Source organism: Nocardia sp. CA-107356, from assembly GCF_050946365.1.
Classification (GTDB): Bacteria; Actinomycetota; Actinomycetes; order Mycobacteriales; family Mycobacteriaceae; genus Nocardia.
The window spans coordinates 8,869,980-8,884,447 of sequence record NZ_CP191992.1; the positions used below are offsets into that span (position 1 = coordinate 8,869,980).

A 14,468-nucleotide genomic window follows, 5' to 3' on the forward strand; every position below is an offset into this window, starting at 1 on the left:
GGGATGTCGCACGCTCCGTGACGCTGCTCTTGGAGAATCACCGGCGGTGGCACCTTTTGGGGTGCATCGTGGTGGTGGGCGTCAACGACGACCTTCGAGGAGCCCTGATGGCTGCGAAGTATGAGCGAATCGCCGACAGAATTCGCCACAAGATCGGGATGGGTGGGCGAGTTCGGCGTACCGCCGAACGTCATCAGTGGGAGAAGGACCGTGCGCTCCTGTCGGAAGCGGTCCGAAGGTCCACCGGCGCAACCGAACACGACACCGGGCTGACCATCGATGATCTGGAATTCTTCGCCTACTACCAAACGATCGAAGCGGACGCCGATATCGCGGCCGTCTTCGAGGTGCCGATCGGGACGCCGATCTTGCGCCGCGACTATCGAACGCAGCTCAAGGCCCAAGGTTCTCCGGTCACCCTCAGCACGTCGTATCTGGTCTATGACGTGGTGGCGGCGAATCCGAGGTTGCTCGACGCCGCTGAGGAACCCTGGCCCGGTGGCACCCATCACCAGTTGCGGACGCTGAATATCGAGATAGATCGCGTTGTGGAATCGATAACCGCGCACCGGCCGAGCGCGACCGAGATGGCGGAACTCGATATACCCATCGATGTCGCGGTCTTGGTCGTGCGCAAGCAGATGATCGATACGACAGGACGTACCGTCGAGTTCTCCGACATCGTGCTACCAGGTGACCGCACCGAACTCGTATTCGAAACTCAGCTCAGTCGATGGGATAGGCCATGACGCAACTCATCTCGGTAATTACGCCCGCCTACCATCCTGTCGGCGAATACCTCATTGCGGCATGGGATTCCCTGGTATTGCAGGACCTTCCGCCCGGTTGGGCATGGGAATGGATCGTTCAAGAAGACGGGACGACCGGCGACGTCGGGCCATTACTCCCAACGGATCCGCGCATCAAACCGGGATTCGGTCGACGTGGCGGTCCCGGCGTCTGCCGATCCCTTGCCCTCGGCAGGTCCACGGGAACCCTGGTGAAAGTTCTCGACGCCGACGACCAGTTGACGCCCGGCACCCTCGCACGCGATATTTCCGCGCTCCAGCAGACCGGTGTCGGCTGGACAACGTCGCGTGTCCTCGATCTGCTTCCGGATGGTTCCACCGTGGGATTCGACCATGACCCGGCGCAGGGGCGGATCACTTCCGGCACTGTCCTACAACACTGGCGAAAGCACGACTACCGCGCCCAAGTCCATCCGGCGAGCCTCTGCATACGACGGGACTTGCTGTTGGCGGTGGGCGGCTGGATGGCGTTGCCCGCCTCGGAAGACACCGGACTGCTCCTCGCGGCCGATGCGCTGAGCGACGGGTGGTTCTCAGCGGAACCTGGCCTCCTGTACCGAAAATGGGCCGGACAGGTCACCGCCCATCCCGACCACACCGAAGCCAGGGAGATCGCCGCGCGAATGGGCCTGATCGCGGAACGCGCCGACATCCTGCGTTCGACAACCGAATTCCGGCTGACCCCGATCCCGGACCGACGGCCCTTGGGACAGACGTCCTAACTCATGTCCCTGGTCGGTGTTCCGGTTGCGGCGGTGCGCATTGCCGTAATCTTCCACCCAAGCCGGGGTGAGTGGGAGGACGCGACGATGACATATCCGCCGAGTGGGCAGCCGCCGTTCGGACAGCCGCAGGAGCCGGGGCAGGCGGGTTATGGGCAGCCGTATCCGCCGCAGGGTGGGCAAGGGTATCCGCAGCAAGGCGGTTATCCGCCGCCCGGCGGTCAGGGCTATCCGCCGCCCGGTGGTCAAGGGTATGCGCCGCAAGGTGCGCCTGGATATCCGCCACCGGGCGGCCCGGTCGGATATCCGCCGGGTTATCAGGGGTATCAGCCACCGAAGAAACGCAGGACAGGCCTGATCGTCGGGCTGGTGGTATTGGTGGTCGTGATCGCGGGTGCGGTTGGCGCGGGCGTGACGCTGACCGTGCAGGGTAAGACGCCGCTCGCCTCGGATGAGAAGAAGATCGAGGTGGCGATCCACGATTTCTACGACACACTCGGATCGGACGGATTCGCCGCCGCGGCGGCCAAGGCATGCGCGGCCGATCGCGCGGAGTTCGACACGCTGACCGACGAGCAGAAGAAGGAATTCGATACCGCCAAGGTCGATGTCAGCATCGACAAGATCGACAATATCGTCATCACCGGTGACCGCGCGACGGCCCGGATCACCGGCAAACTCACGCTGACCATTCCGGGCGAGAACCCCGATACCGACACCGGCACCAACGAACACCTGCGCAAGGAAGACGGGAAGTGGAAGGTCTGCTCGGCGGAGTCGGGGAAGAACTGACGTAATCTCGTCGAATGAGCTGCTGCGGACCGTCGCGCCGGACCTTCCTCAGCACCATCGGGCTGGCCGCGCTGACCGCACTCGCGGCCCCGGGTTCGGTTCGGGCCCAACCGAATCCGCTCTTGGCAACCGACCTGGAGATCGTCACGGTCACCGATCGATCGGTGATACTCACCTGGACGACGGTGGCCCCGGATCCGAGCGGACGACTGCTGCCGGTCGATACCGACGCCGAAGTGCGCTTGGGTCCGGCGGATTCACCGCTGGCTCCGGCGACGGTCTACGCCGAGGACGAGCGCACCCCGTACCACTACGCCGAGATCGACGGTCTGGAATCGGGTCGCACCTACCGATTCGAGGCCTGGTCGAACGGCGCCCGGGCCGCGCCCGCACTCTCACTGACCACCCGCAACCCCGGAAGTCCGGAATCCACCGGCGAATTCACCACCCTGAGACCGCCGCCGGGCCGCCCGCTGCGCACCATCGCCCTCGCCAACGACGTGCACTATGGCGAACAGGTCAGCGGGCTCGTCGTGGACAGTCTGCCGCCGGGCTTCCGACAGGAGCCGGGCCTGCCGCCCTATCCGGAGGTGATGCTGGCCGCACTGCTCGATGATCTGCGCCGCCCCGACCGCGGTGCCGGCACACTGCTCATCGCAGGCGATCTCACCGCCGAAGCAAGGCCGGAGGAATCGCGCGCGGTCCGCACGCACCTCGACACCTGGGGTGTGCAGGGCCGCGATTATCTGGTCGTGCGCGGCAACCACGACCGCCCGCACGTCGGCTCGGAATATCGAGGCTGCGTCCCGGCACCCGCGGATCATCACGACTGCTGGGCCGAGGAATTCAATGCGCGCCAGCAGTTGATCGAGCACGAGGTCGGCGGTCTGCGGTTGCTCGGCCTGGACACCAGTGAACTCGACGGTTCGGGCGGCAGTATCGACCGTCCGCAATTCGACCGGCTCGGCGAAGTGCTTCGCACAGATCCGGATCGCCCGACGCTGGTGTTCGGCCACCACCCGGTGACCGCCGAGTCCGGTCTGACCAACACCGCCGGACCGGGCTTCGTCCTCAACCGTCCCGACAGCCTCGAACTCCAGACCCGCTACGAACGCGCCCCTGGAGTATTTCTGCAGCACAGCGGCCATACCCACCGCAACCGTCGCACCCGTCCCGATACCGGCTGCGCGGTGGAATTCCTCGAAGTGGCGGCGGTCAAGGAGTATCCGGGCGGCTACAGCCTGCTGCGCCTGTACGAGGGCGGGTACATGATCAACTTCTATAAGACCCGCACCGCGGACGCGCGCCGATGGAGTGCGACCACCCGAGGCGAATACTTCGGCCTGCTGCCGGATTACACGCTCGGCACCTTCGCCGACCGCAATCACGTTGTGCTGCGGGACTTCTCGGGCCTGACCTGACCTGCGCGGAAAATCATCGCGGCCGCAGCCGTACCGATACCATCCGCCCACGTCGGACGCGGTATCTTGCTTAGGTAAGCCTCATCATATGAAGTGAAACCTTGCACAGGTCGGAAGGACTCTCCAACATGTCGATCAGATGGAAATCGGTTTCCGCAGCGCTGGCCGTCACCGTCGCGGCGCTCGGCCTGACGGCCTGCTCGAATTCCTCGGACGACAAGAACGAGATCACCGTCTACAACGCCCAGCACGAATCCCTGACCAAGGAATGGGTGGACGCGTTCACCAAGGAGACCGGCATCAAGGTCACGCTGCGGCAAGGCGGCGACACCGACCTGGGCAACCAACTGGTCGCCGAGGGCGCCGCCTCGCCGGCCGATGTCTTCCTCACCGAGAACTCCCCCGCCATGGCGCTGGTGGAGAACGCCGGACTCTTCGCCGATGTGGACAAGCAGACCCTGGACAAGGTGCCGGCGCAGTTCCGCCCGTCCACCGGCAAGTGGACCGGAATCGCCGCCCGATCAACGGTTTTCGTGTACAACAAGGATAAGGTCACGGCCGACCAGCTGCCCGCCTCGCTGCTGGATCTGGCGCAGCCGCAGTGGAAGGGCCGCTGGGGTGCCGGCGTTTCGGGCGCCGACTTCCAGGCCATCGTCGCGGGTCTGCTCGCCCTGAAGGGCGAGGATGCCACCAAGGCCTGGCTCAAGGGTCTGAAGGACAACGCCACCGCATTCCCGAACAATGTCGCCACCATGAAGGCGGTCAACTCCGGCCAGCCCGACGGTGGTGTGATCTACCACTACTACTGGTACCGCGACCAGGCCAACACCAAGGAGAGCAGCAACCACACCGCGCTGCACTACTTCAAGAACCAGGATCCGGGCGCCTTCGTCTCGGTTTCCGGTGGTGGCGTGCTGAAGTCGAGCAAGAAGCAGGAGTCGGCACAGAAGTTCCTGGCGTTCATCACCGGCAAGGCCGGACAGGAGATCCTGCGCGATGGCGACTCGATGGAGTACCCGGTCGCCAGTGATATCGCGGCCAACCCGGCGCTGCCGCCGCTGGCCTCGCTGCAGGCACCGGCCGTCGACCCGAGCAAGCTCGACGCCAAGAAGGTGACGGCACTGATGACCGACGCGGGTCTGCTCTAGCCATGGCCGTTCGGACCGCTGTCGCCGCACCCCGGGTCGGGAGACCCGGGGCTCTGGTCACGACCGTCGCCCTGCTGCTGGTGGCGGCGACGTTCGTGCCGCTCGGCTACATCGTGTCCACCGTCTTCTCCACCGGTCTGCATGAAGCCGCACAGCTGGTGTTCCGCCCGAGAGTCGGTGACCTGCTGCGCAATACGGTCGGGCTGGTGGTCCTCACCGTGCCCATCTGTGTGGTACTCGGCGTCGGGCTGGCCTGGGTGGTCGAGCGGACGAATGTGCCGGGCGCGGCGTGGTGGGGGCCGGTCTTCGCGGCGCCGCTGGCCGTGCCCGCATTCGTGAACAGCTACGGCTGGGTCAGTGTCTTCCCGACCATGCACGGGCTGTGGGCGGGCGTGGTGATCTCAACGATGTCGTACTTCCCGCTGGCGTATCTGCCCGCGGCGGCGACGCTGCGCCGCCTGGACCCGGCGGTGGAGGAATCGGCGCGCGCGCTCGGTTCCGGCCCGGTCGCGGTCTTCCTCCGAATCGTGTTGCCGCAGTTGCGATTGGCCATTCTCGGCGGCGGGCTGCTCATCTCGCTGCACCTGCTCGCCGAATACGGCGCGTTCGTCATGATCCGCTTCGACACGTTCACCACCGCGATCTTCGAGCAGTATCAATCCAGCTTCGCCGGTCCGGCGGGCAGCATGCTGGCGGGCGTGCTGGTGCTGTGCTGCCTGGTGCTGCTCACGGTCGAGGCGGGGGCGCGCGGTAAGGCGCGCTACGCCAGAATCGGCAGCGGTGCGCCGCGTGCGGGGGTCCGAGTCGCGTTGGGGCCGACCACGATTCCGGTTCTCCTGGCTTTGGCAGCGGTTGTCGCATGCTCGATCGGCGTGCCGCTGTGGACCATCGTGCGCTGGCTGCGCATCGGCGGTGCGCAGGTCTGGGATATCACCGAGATCGGCACGGCGCTGGGCCAGACCATCGCGCTGGCGGCGCTGGCCGCACTGATCACCACACTGTGCGCATTTCCGGTGGCCTGGATCGCGGTGCGCTCCACCTCGGCATTCGCCCGAATGGTGGAGGGCGCCAACTACATTACGAGTTCACTACCCGGCATCGTGATCGCGCTGGCCATGGTGACCGTCACCATTAGGTGGGCGCCGCCGCTCTATCAGACGATGACCATGGTCGTCACCGCGTATGTGCTGATGTTCCTGCCGCGGGCGCTGGTCAGTGTGCGCGCGGGACTCGCGCAGGTGCCGGTCGGGCTCGAGGAGGTGTCGCGCTCGCTCGGACAGTCCGCTCCGGTGACCTTCCTGCGCGTCACGCTGCGGCTGACCGCGCCTGCCGCGGCCGCCGCGGGTGCGCTGGTCTTCGTGGCCGTCGCGACCGAGTTGACCGCGACATTGCTCTTGGCACCCAGCGGAACTCGCACACTCGCGATGCGATTCTGGTCGCTGTCGGGCGAATTGGATTACGCCGCGGCCGCACCCTACGCACTCATCATGATCGTCGCCGCGGTTCCGGTGACATATCTGCTGTTCACCCAATCCAGGAAGGCGGCTGGGTTATGAGTCGGCTTGTCGTGGACGACGTTTCGAAGACGTTCGGCCTGCACCAAGTACTGGGCGGAATCAGTCTGGAAGTGCCCGATGGGAGTTCGACCGCGGTGGTCGGCTCGTCGGGCTGCGGTAAGACCACGCTGCTGCGGGTGATCGCCGGATTCGAGGCCCCGGATGCGGGTTCGGTCGCCATCGGCGCGGAAACCGTGACCCGCGACCGCTTTTCGGTGCCGCCGCAACGGCGCAATGTCGGTTATGTCGCGCAGGACGGCGCGCTGTTCCCGCATCTGACCGTCGGCCAGAACATCGCGTATGGCCTGCGCAGCGGATTCTGCGGTCTGCGGCGTGGCAAGAATCGGGTGCGCGAGCTGCTGGAGATGGTCTCGCTCGATCCGTCCTACGCCGAACGGCGTCCCCATCAGCTCTCCGGCGGCCAGCAGCAGCGCGTCGCCCTCGCTCGCGCCCTCGCCCGCAAACCCGACGTCATGCTGCTCGACGAGCCGTTCAGCGCACTCGATGCCGGGTTGCGCGCCACCACCAGGCAGGCCGTGGCCGAGACGCTGCGCGCGGCGGGTATGACCAGCATTCTGGTCACCCACGACCAGGAGGAAGCGCTCTGCTTCGCCGAGCAGGTCGCCGTCATGCGCGAGGGTGTCTTCACGCAGGTCGGCGCTCCGGAAGAGGTCTATGCGACGCCCTGCAACCTGTTCACCGCCAAATTCCTCGGCGATTGTGTGCTGCTCGACGCGGTGGTCGACGGCGATGTCGCCAAATGCGCACTGGGCCGGATTCCGGTGCAGAAATCAGCGCCGTCCGGCCGGGCAACCATCATGATCCGGCCGGAACAGCTTGTGGCGCACGTGGTTTCGGATGACGAACCGAGCAGTGGGATCGTGCGCGACGTGGAGTTCCGCGGCGCGGATGTCATGCTCACCATCGCACTGGACGGGGACACCGATCCGGTGCGGGTCCGCCGTGCCAGCGTCGCCGCGCCGACCGCGGGTCAGCGGGTGCGATTGGATGTGCTCGGCACCGCCGTGGCCTTCGAAGCGGCGGCCTGAACCACGGACACCCGGCTCGGCGGTGGCGTATCACCGAGCCGGGCACCCATGGTGGCGCACCCCATTGGAGCGAGCGGCGGGAATTGAACCCGCGTAAACGGCTTTGCAGACCGTTGCCTCAACCACTCAGCCACGCCCGCCTCGCCATGAATAATGCCGTCGTCCGCATCGAATTGCCCACGGTTGCACTCACTGTGATCCGAATCGGCAAGCAATGGGCGAAACCGTGTCACGGCGGCGCCCCGCCGGCTCGACACATGCGATGATCGGAGCCATGTCACGGCCACGCCCACTCCCGCAGGATCCGATCGAGGAGGCCCACCGTCAGTGGGTGGACCACGGCTGGGGCGATGTCGCCGACGGAATGGCCGCGGTGACCTCACTGGTGCGGGCCCAGCAAATTGTGATGGCTCGGGTGGACGAGGCTCTAAAACCGACCGGTCTAACCTTCTCGCGATACGAACTTCTCATGTTGCTGTCTTTCAGTAAGACGGGTGCACTTCCGATGGCGAAGGCCAGCGCGCGCCTGCAGGTGCACCCGACCAGCGTGACGAATACCGTCGATCGGCTAGAGGCCGCGAAGCTCGTCGAGCGGGTGCCGCATCCCAGCGATCGACGCGCAACGCTTATCGAAATCACTTCTGCTGGACGAGAATTGGTTGCCCAGGCGACGGAGGAACTCAACGCGAAGGTCTTCGCTTTGCCCGGACTTCCGCCGGATCGGCTGCACACCCTGCTGCAGTTGCTCGCGGAGTTCCGCCATGCTGCGGGCGATTTCGACACCGGTGGCGAACCGGCCCGCTGGTCGGCGCACGAGGAGTAACGAAACGCGCAGACCGGTCGGTCTTTACACTGTTCGGACGACCGACCGGTAACGGTCTGGCATCCAACTAGCGAATTCCCCGCCCTGTCGTCTTGGCAGCGGACCCGAAAGGGTCCACCATAGAATCCATGGTGCTGGTCTTGGGGGTGTCGGCGGGCGCTGGTGGCGCTCGCGCGATGCTCACGCATTCCGATCAGCCGCATCTCCCCCCGATTGATCGATGCGACGTGCCGCGTCGGGCGGGTGGTGGGGTCGAGGAACCGGTCGTCGAGGCGATCCGTCAGATGCGCACGGCCGCGGACCGGCGCGATGAACTGATCACCGGAACCGCCGTAACCTGTCGCTGCCCACTGCACGCCGACGCCATCCGGACCACCGTGGGCCGCACCCGGCTCACCATCGTCGACGAACCGCTGGCCCAGCTGCGATACCTGCGTTTCACCGGCCGCCTGCCCACCAGCGGCTCGGTGCTCCTCTACGACCTCGGCAGTTCCGGCCTGACCATCACCCACGCCGACTGCCGCACCGACACCATCCTGTCCAGCAAACGCAGCACCGTGCTCGGCGGCGACGGCTATGACGCGCTGCTGCGCTGGCAACTCGCCCGCGGCGGGGTGCTGACCGACAAGCTCACCAGCCGCAGGCACCGGGAAGAACTCAGCAGCGCCCGCGTGATCACCGCCATGGACAGCAGTTCCGGCGGACGCGCCGTGGTCACCCGCAGCGACCTCGCCGAATTGTGTGCCGCTGGCATCCACCATTCGGCCTCGTTCGTTCGCCAACTGATCGAGGAAACCGGGATCCAGCCGGAGGCGCTGGTCCTGCTCGGCGGCTGCACCCGCAACCCCAGCATCCGCGAAGAGTTGGCCGAGATGATCGAACTCCCGGTCATCTACGACTCGGAGCCGGAGTACGTCTCGGCCCGCGGCGCCGTTCTGCTCGCCGCGGAACGCCGCACCGGCGACGTGCGAATGGCACGACTGCGCAGCGGAGCACTGACAGGCTCATTGCTGCCGACCACCACCGGCCGCCGCAAACTCATTGCCGCTGTAGCGGTTACGATCGCATTGGGCGCGACAATCGCCGGTCTGCTCGCCGTGGACCACACCGCCGCTCAACCCCCGGAAGGCGGCAACGCCCCCACCCCCGTCGAAATCGCCGGAATCCCGGCAAAACCGTTCAACTGAGCCTTCCCGCTACATTGCGGTGCCGCTTTAAGAACTCGGCAAGCCGTTCTTAGGGCGCTTGATGAACTGTGGACGCATTCGATCAAATGATCCTGGAGGTACGGATGGCGTTCGCAACCTCGTGGCAGATGTTCAAGACATCGGCTGCGGTGCTGAAATCACGTAAGCAGTTGGCGGTTTTTCCGGTGTTGTCGGCGGTGGCGAGTGTTCTGGTGGCCGTCACGTTCGTGGTGCCGATCATTGCCACTGATGCCTGGGACAAGTCGTCGACGACGACCTATGTGCTGTTCGGGCTGATGTATTTGGCCTCGGCATTCATCACGATCTTCTTCAATGCGGCGTTGATCTCGCAGGCAAATGTTGCGTTGCAGGGTGGGGATCCCAGTGTGGCCGAAGGGCTGCGCGCGGCGGGGGCGCGGTCGCCGCAGATTCTGGTCTGGGCGGCGATTTCGGCGACGGTGTCGCAGGCATTGCGGTGGTTGCAGGATCGGGTGCCGTTTCTCGGAGTGATTCTGGCCGCTGTCGCTGGGACGGCGTGGCAAGTGGTCACATACCTGGTGTTGCCGAAGATCGTGCTGGAGGATCGTAATGTTGTTGCGGCGGTGAAGGATTCGGCGGCAGCGTTGAAGCGGACCTGGGGGGAGAATCTGGTCGGCAATGCCGGGCTCGGGTTGTTCGGTGTGCTGCTCGCGCTGCCGGGCATGCTGACGATGGCCCTCGGAATCGCACTGCTCGTCAGTAGCGCGGGAGTCGGGCTGGTAGTGGCCGCGCTCGGCATCGCGTGGCTGATTGTGACCGTGATCGTGGTATCCGCGCTGTCGGGCATCTACCAGACCGCGCTGTACCGGTACACCGTTGATGGCAGTTCGCCGGTTGCCTTCGCTACGGCGGATCTGTCGCAATCGTTCCGGCGACGTGGCCGCCGCTGATCGAATACACCTGTGCCCGGCCGAGATTCACTCGGCCGGGCACAGTGCTTGCTCGAATATCTCAGCGCTGGAGGGCGTCAGCGGTTGGTGAACTTCGCCGGGCGCTTCTCCACGAAGGCGGTCATGCCTTCCTTCTGATCCTCGATCGCGAACAGCGAGTGGAAGACTCGTCGTTCGAAGCGCAGACCCTCGGTCAGGGTGGTTTCGAAGGAGCGGTTCACCGCTTCCTTCGCGATCATGGTGACCGGGAGCGACATCGCCGCAATGGTCTCGGCGACCTCGAGTGCGGTGTCGAGCAGTTCGGCGGCGGGGACGATGCGGGAGACGAGTCCGGCGCGCTCGGCTTCTTCGGCGTCCATATTGCGGCCGGTGAGCACCAGATCCATGGCCTTGGCCTTGCCGATCGCGCGGGTCAGGCGCTGCGAGCCGCCGATGCCGGGGATGACACCGAGCTTGATTTCCGGCTGGCCGAATGTGGCGTTATCGGCGGCGAGCAGGATGTCGCAGATCATGGCCAGCTCGCAGCCACCGCCGAGGGCGTATCCGGCGACGGCGGCGATGGTCGGCTTGCGGAACTGTGCCAGCCGGTCCCACCGCGCGAAGTAGTCGTTCATGAACATATCCATGTACGACTTGGGCTGCATCTCCTTGATATCGGCGCCCGCCGCGAAGGCCCGCTCCGAACCGGTGATGACGATGGCGCCGATCGCGTCATCGTGCTCGAGTTCGTCGAGCGCGGCGATGACATCGTCGAGGACCTGCGCGTTCAGCGCGTTCAGCGCCTTCGGGCGGTTCAGCGTGATCCAGCCGACCCGGCCCTTGCGCTCCAGCAGAATCGTCTCGAAGTCGGGTCCTTCCGTCGCCCGGCCGCCACCTCCCACGGAATCGCTTCGCGATGCATCCATCTTTTAAGCACCCTCTTGGTCGGAACGGATACGGATATCGGTGACGATAGCGGAGAAGTCCTTACCCGCCTGCGCCTGGTTGAACCGGGTGTAGATCTCCGAGGCGAGCAGGCCGAGTTGGCCGTCGATGCCGTTATCGCGCAGGGCATTCGCGGCCAGGCCCAGGTCCTTGGCCATCAGCGCGGTGGCGAATCCGGGCTGGTAGTCATTGTTGGCCGGGCTGGTCGGCACGGGGCCCGGGACCGGACAGTAGCTGGTCAGCGCCCAGCTCTGGCCGGAGGCGGTGGAGACCACATCGAAGAAGGACTGATGGCTCAGGCCCAGCTTCTCACCGAGTACCAGGGCCTCGGACAGCCCGATCATCGAGATGCCGAGCAGCATGTTGTTGCAGATCTTCGCGGCCTGGCCGACGCCGGAGTCGCCACAGTGCACGACCTTGCCACCCATTACCTGGAGCACGTCGAGCGCATCGGCGAAGGCGGCTTCGCTGCCGCCGACCATGAAGGTCAGCGTGCCAGCGGCGGCACCGGCGACACCGCCGGAGACCGGGGCGTCCAGTGCGCGATGGCCCGCGCCGACGGCGAGGGCAGCGGCCGCCTTGGCGTCGGCGACGTCGATGGTGGAGCAGTCGATGAACAGGGTGCCGGGGTCGGCGGCGGGCAGCAGGTCGGCGTAGACGTCGAGAACCAGCTTGCCGTTGGGCAGCATGGTGATCACGACATCGCGGCCCGCGGCGGCCGCGGCGGCCGAATCAACCACGGTGGCGCCGTCTTCGCGCGCCTGCTCCTGTGCGGCGGGGACCGGGTCGAAGGCGAGTACGTCGTAGCCGGCCTTGACCAGGTTCGCGGCCATCGGCCCGCCCATATGGCCGAGGCCGAGGAAACCGATCTTCTTCATCACTTGCTTTCCTCCGGTGTTGTCTGCTCCCGCAAACTCAATTCCTTATCGCCCAATTCGGCGAAGTACGCGTCGACCTGCGCGGCGGTGACATCGGCGAGCGTCGCGGGCGACCACTGCGGGTTGCGGTCCTTATCGATCACCTGCGCGCGAATGCCTTCGACCAGATCGTGCGAGGCCAGCGAGGCGATGGACACCCGGTACTCCTCGTTCAGCACCGCTTCGAGGCTTGTCGCGGCACGGGCCGCACGCAGCGAACGCAGCGTCACCTTCAGTGCCACAGGCGATTTGGCGAGGACTTCGGTGGCGGCCTTGGCCGCCTGCGGCGATCCGTGCGACCGCAACCGATCGACGATCTCCTCGACGGTATCCGCGCTGTAGCACGCGTCTATCCAGTCCTGCTGGGCGACCAGCTCGGATTCCGGTGCGTCCGTGGCGAATTTGGCAATGGCGATCTCGGCGGTCTCGGTTCGCAGCGTTTCCAGCAGTGCCGGGATATGTTCCGAGGCGACGTAGTAGTCGGCAAAATCTGCGGCGATGGCATCACCGGCATTCATCCGCGCAGTGGTCAGTGCCACATGCGTGCCGATTTCACCCGGGGTGCGGGCGAGCAGGTAGGTGCCACCGACATCGGGAATGAAGCCGATTCCGACCTCCGGCATGCCGATCTTGGAGCGTTCGGTGACGATCCGGTGGCTGCCGTGACCGGAAAGCCCGACGCCGCCGCCCATGACGATGCCGTCCATGATCACGACATATGGCTTCGGATAGCGGCCGATCAACGCATTGAGCACATATTCGTCACGCCAGAAAACTCCGGTGGCCGAATCCGCACTGGTGGCACCGCTTTTCGCATCGTTGTGAATAGCGACGATATCGCCGCCCGCGCACAGCCCGCGCTCACCCGCACCGGTGACGACGATGGTACGAACCTCGTCGTCATCGGCCCATGCCTGCAATGCTGCGGTAATGGCCAAGGCCATCGGATGATTCAGCGCATTGATGGCCTTGGGCCGGTTCAGCGTGATCAGACCGAGTCCGTCGCGCTTATCGATGATGACTTCGGACTCGTTCATGCTGCTCCTACCACCGAGCGGGCGACGACCACCCGCATGATTTCGTTGGTGCCCTCGAGAATCTGGTGCACCCGTAGATCGCGAACGATCTTCTCCACACCGTATTCGGCCAGGTAGCCGTATCCGCCGTGCAATTGCAGCGCCTTATTCGCGACCTCGAATCCGGCGTCGGTCGTGAATCGCTTTGCCATGGCACACAATTCGACCTTGTCGTCGGCGTCGGCATCCAGTGCGGCCGCGGCCCGCCACAGCAGGGTCCGTGCCGCCTCCAGCGAGGTGCGCATATCCGCGAGCTGGAATTGCAGCGCCGGATTGTCCAGTAGTCGGCCGCCGAAGGCCTTGCGCTCGGCCAGATATGCCACCGACTTGTCCAGCGCCGACTGGCCGCCGCCGAGCGAGCAGGCGGCAATATTGAGCCTGCCGCCGTTGAGCCCGTTCATCGCGATGCGGAAGCCATTGCCCTCGACGCCGAGCATATTGGCGGCGGGCACCCTGGCGTTCTCCAGAATCACCTGACGCGTGGGCTGCGCATTCCAGCCCATCTTCTTCTCGTTGGCGCCGAAGGAAATTCCCGGGGTGTCGGCGGGAACAATGAATGCCGAAATCCCGCGCGCACCCGCGTCGCCAGTGCGCGCCATGATGACGTACACGTCGGTACTGCCCGCGCCGGAGATGAATTGCTTTACCCCGGTGAGCAGATAGTCGTCACCGTCGCGAACGGCCTTGGTACTCAGGGCCGCCGCGTCGGATCCGACACCCGGCTCGGTGAGTGCATAGCTGCCGAGCCATTCCATCGAGGTCAGCCGGGGCAGCCACTGGTTGCGTTGCTCGTCGTTGCCGTAGCTGTCGATCATCCACGAAACCATGTTGTGGATGGAGATATACGCCGCGATGGCCGGGCAGCCGGTAGCCAGTTGCTCGAAGATGCGCACGGCGTCGAGCCTGCGCAGTCCGGAGCCGCCGACATCCTCTCCGATATAGATGCCCCCCATACCGAGCGAACCCGCCTTGCGCAGCACATCCACCGGAAAGTGCTTCTGCTCATCCCATTCCAGGGCGTTCGGGGCGAGGTATTCGTCGGCGAAGTCGCGCGCCATCTCGGCGATGGCGCGCTCGTCGTCATCGAGTACGAACACGATCGTCAACCTCCCGTC

Annotated in this window: 14 protein-coding genes and 1 tRNA gene; 10 read left to right on the forward strand and 5 right to left on the reverse strand. The window is 65.4% G+C overall.

The window, feature by feature from the left end; translation table 11 throughout:
* The first annotated feature begins 107 nt into the window (after nt 1-107).
* The 7 genes from ACQP1G_RS40100 (at nt 108) to ACQP1G_RS40130 (ending at nt 7,497) form a co-directional block, all read left to right on the forward strand.
* Nucleotides 108-749: a UTRA domain-containing protein gene (locus ACQP1G_RS40100; protein ID WP_433194994.1), complete on the forward strand. Its 642-nt coding sequence runs from the start codon at nt 108-110 to the stop codon at nt 747-749.
* On the forward strand, nt 746-1,531 hold the full coding sequence (locus ACQP1G_RS40105) for a glycosyltransferase (RefSeq protein WP_433194996.1): 786 nt from the start codon (nt 746-748) through the stop codon (nt 1,529-1,531). The genes ACQP1G_RS40100 and ACQP1G_RS40105 overlap by 4 nt, the downstream gene beginning before the upstream one ends.
* Nucleotides 1,532-1,618: 87 nt before the next feature.
* Entirely contained in the window at nt 1,619-2,323 is a 705-nt protein-coding gene (locus tag ACQP1G_RS40110) for an Rv0361 family membrane protein (RefSeq protein WP_433194998.1), read from the forward strand.
* Nucleotides 2,324-2,337: 14 nt separating this feature from the next.
* Entirely contained in the window at nt 2,338-3,744 is a 1,407-nt protein-coding gene (locus ACQP1G_RS40115; RefSeq protein ID WP_433195000.1) for a metallophosphoesterase, read from the forward strand.
* Between the two features lie 128 nt (nt 3,745-3,872).
* The gene (locus ACQP1G_RS40120; protein ID WP_433195001.1) at nt 3,873-4,892 is read left to right on the forward strand and encodes an iron ABC transporter substrate-binding protein; all 1,020 of its coding nucleotides are present in this window, start codon (nt 3,873-3,875) and stop codon (nt 4,890-4,892) included.
* Nucleotides 4,893-4,894: 2 nt separating this feature from the next.
* Entirely contained in the window at nt 4,895-6,448 is a 1,554-nt protein-coding gene (locus tag ACQP1G_RS40125) for an ABC transporter permease (protein WP_433195003.1), read from the forward strand.
* Entirely contained in the window at nt 6,445-7,497 is a 1,053-nt protein-coding gene (locus tag ACQP1G_RS40130; protein ID WP_433195005.1) for an ABC transporter ATP-binding protein, read from the forward strand. The genes ACQP1G_RS40125 and ACQP1G_RS40130 overlap by 4 nt, the downstream gene beginning before the upstream one ends.
* Before the next feature lie 65 nt (nt 7,498-7,562).
* Here ACQP1G_RS40130 and ACQP1G_RS40135 read toward each other — a convergent pair.
* A tRNA-Cys gene (locus tag ACQP1G_RS40135) sits at nt 7,563-7,637 on the reverse strand.
* Nucleotides 7,638-7,771: 134 nt separating this feature from the next.
* Between ACQP1G_RS40135 and ACQP1G_RS40140 the strand changes: the two genes are divergently transcribed.
* From ACQP1G_RS40140 to ACQP1G_RS40150, 3 genes are all read left to right on the forward strand, one after another.
* Nucleotides 7,772-8,320, forward strand: coding sequence for a MarR family winged helix-turn-helix transcriptional regulator (locus tag ACQP1G_RS40140; protein WP_433195007.1), 549 nt, complete (start codon nt 7,772-7,774; stop codon nt 8,318-8,320).
* 128 nt (nt 8,321-8,448) lie between these two features.
* Complete coding sequence (locus ACQP1G_RS40145; protein ID WP_433195009.1) at nt 8,449-9,507, forward strand: Hsp70 family protein; 1,059 nt, start codon at nt 8,449-8,451, stop codon at nt 9,505-9,507.
* A 104-nt stretch (nt 9,508-9,611) separates the two neighbouring features.
* On the forward strand, nt 9,612-10,436 hold the full coding sequence (locus tag ACQP1G_RS40150) for a DUF6159 family protein (RefSeq protein ID WP_433195011.1): 825 nt from the start codon (nt 9,612-9,614) through the stop codon (nt 10,434-10,436).
* Between the two features lie 77 nt (nt 10,437-10,513).
* Here ACQP1G_RS40150 and ACQP1G_RS40155 read toward each other — a convergent pair whose 3' ends face one another.
* The 4 genes from ACQP1G_RS40155 to ACQP1G_RS40170 are packed head-to-tail and all read right to left on the reverse strand — an operon-like array spanning nt 10,514 to nt 14,450.
* Complete coding sequence (locus ACQP1G_RS40155; protein WP_433195012.1) at nt 10,514-11,341, reverse strand: enoyl-CoA hydratase; 828 nt, start codon at nt 11,339-11,341, stop codon at nt 10,514-10,516.
* A gap of 3 nt (nt 11,342-11,344) precedes the next feature.
* Nucleotides 11,345-12,238 carry a 3-hydroxyisobutyrate dehydrogenase gene (gene mmsB, locus ACQP1G_RS40160; RefSeq protein ID WP_433195014.1) on the reverse strand — a complete coding sequence of 298 codons (894 nt, stop codon included), beginning with the start codon at nt 12,236-12,238 and terminating at the stop codon, nt 11,345-11,347.
* Nucleotides 12,238-13,314 (reverse strand): enoyl-CoA hydratase/isomerase family protein, encoded by a 1,077-nt coding sequence (locus ACQP1G_RS40165; protein ID WP_433195016.1) that lies wholly within the window; start codon nt 13,312-13,314, stop codon nt 12,238-12,240. Before ACQP1G_RS40165 ends, mmsB begins: the two co-directional genes overlap by 1 nt.
* Entirely contained in the window at nt 13,311-14,450 is a 1,140-nt protein-coding gene (locus tag ACQP1G_RS40170) for an acyl-CoA dehydrogenase family protein (protein ID WP_433195018.1), read from the reverse strand. Before ACQP1G_RS40170 ends, ACQP1G_RS40165 begins: the two co-directional genes overlap by 4 nt.
* Nucleotides 14,451-14,468 lie beyond the last annotated feature (18 nt).

Bases quoted from the DNA above. Each gene is read 5' to 3' on its own strand.
- ACQP1G_RS40100 (WP_433194994.1), top strand. From the start codon at position 108: ATGGCTGCGAAGTATGAGCGAATCGCCGACAGAATTCGCCACAAGATC.
- ACQP1G_RS40105 (WP_433194996.1), top strand. From the start codon at position 746: ATGACGCAACTCATCTCGGTAATTACGCCCGCCTACCATCCTGTCGGC.
- ACQP1G_RS40110 (WP_433194998.1), top strand. From the start codon at position 1,619: ATGACATATCCGCCGAGTGGGCAGCCGCCGTTCGGACAGCCGCAGGAG.
- ACQP1G_RS40115 (WP_433195000.1), top strand. From the start codon at position 2,338: ATGAGCTGCTGCGGACCGTCGCGCCGGACCTTCCTCAGCACCATCGGG.
- ACQP1G_RS40120 (WP_433195001.1), top strand. From the start codon at position 3,873: ATGTCGATCAGATGGAAATCGGTTTCCGCAGCGCTGGCCGTCACCGTC.
- ACQP1G_RS40125 (WP_433195003.1), top strand. From the start codon at position 4,895: ATGGCCGTTCGGACCGCTGTCGCCGCACCCCGGGTCGGGAGACCCGGG.
- ACQP1G_RS40130 (WP_433195005.1), top strand. From the start codon at position 6,445: ATGAGTCGGCTTGTCGTGGACGACGTTTCGAAGACGTTCGGCCTGCAC.
- ACQP1G_RS40140 (WP_433195007.1), top strand. From the start codon at position 7,772: ATGTCACGGCCACGCCCACTCCCGCAGGATCCGATCGAGGAGGCCCAC.
- ACQP1G_RS40145 (WP_433195009.1), top strand. From the start codon at position 8,449: ATGGTGCTGGTCTTGGGGGTGTCGGCGGGCGCTGGTGGCGCTCGCGCG.
- ACQP1G_RS40150 (WP_433195011.1), top strand. From the start codon at position 9,612: ATGGCGTTCGCAACCTCGTGGCAGATGTTCAAGACATCGGCTGCGGTG.
- ACQP1G_RS40155 (WP_433195012.1), bottom strand. From the start codon at position 11,341: ATGGATGCATCGCGAAGCGATTCCGTGGGAGGTGGCGGCCGGGCGACG.
- mmsB (WP_433195014.1), bottom strand. From the start codon at position 12,238: ATGAAGAAGATCGGTTTCCTCGGCCTCGGCCATATGGGCGGGCCGATG.
- ACQP1G_RS40165 (WP_433195016.1), bottom strand. From the start codon at position 13,314: ATGAACGAGTCCGAAGTCATCATCGATAAGCGCGACGGACTCGGTCTG.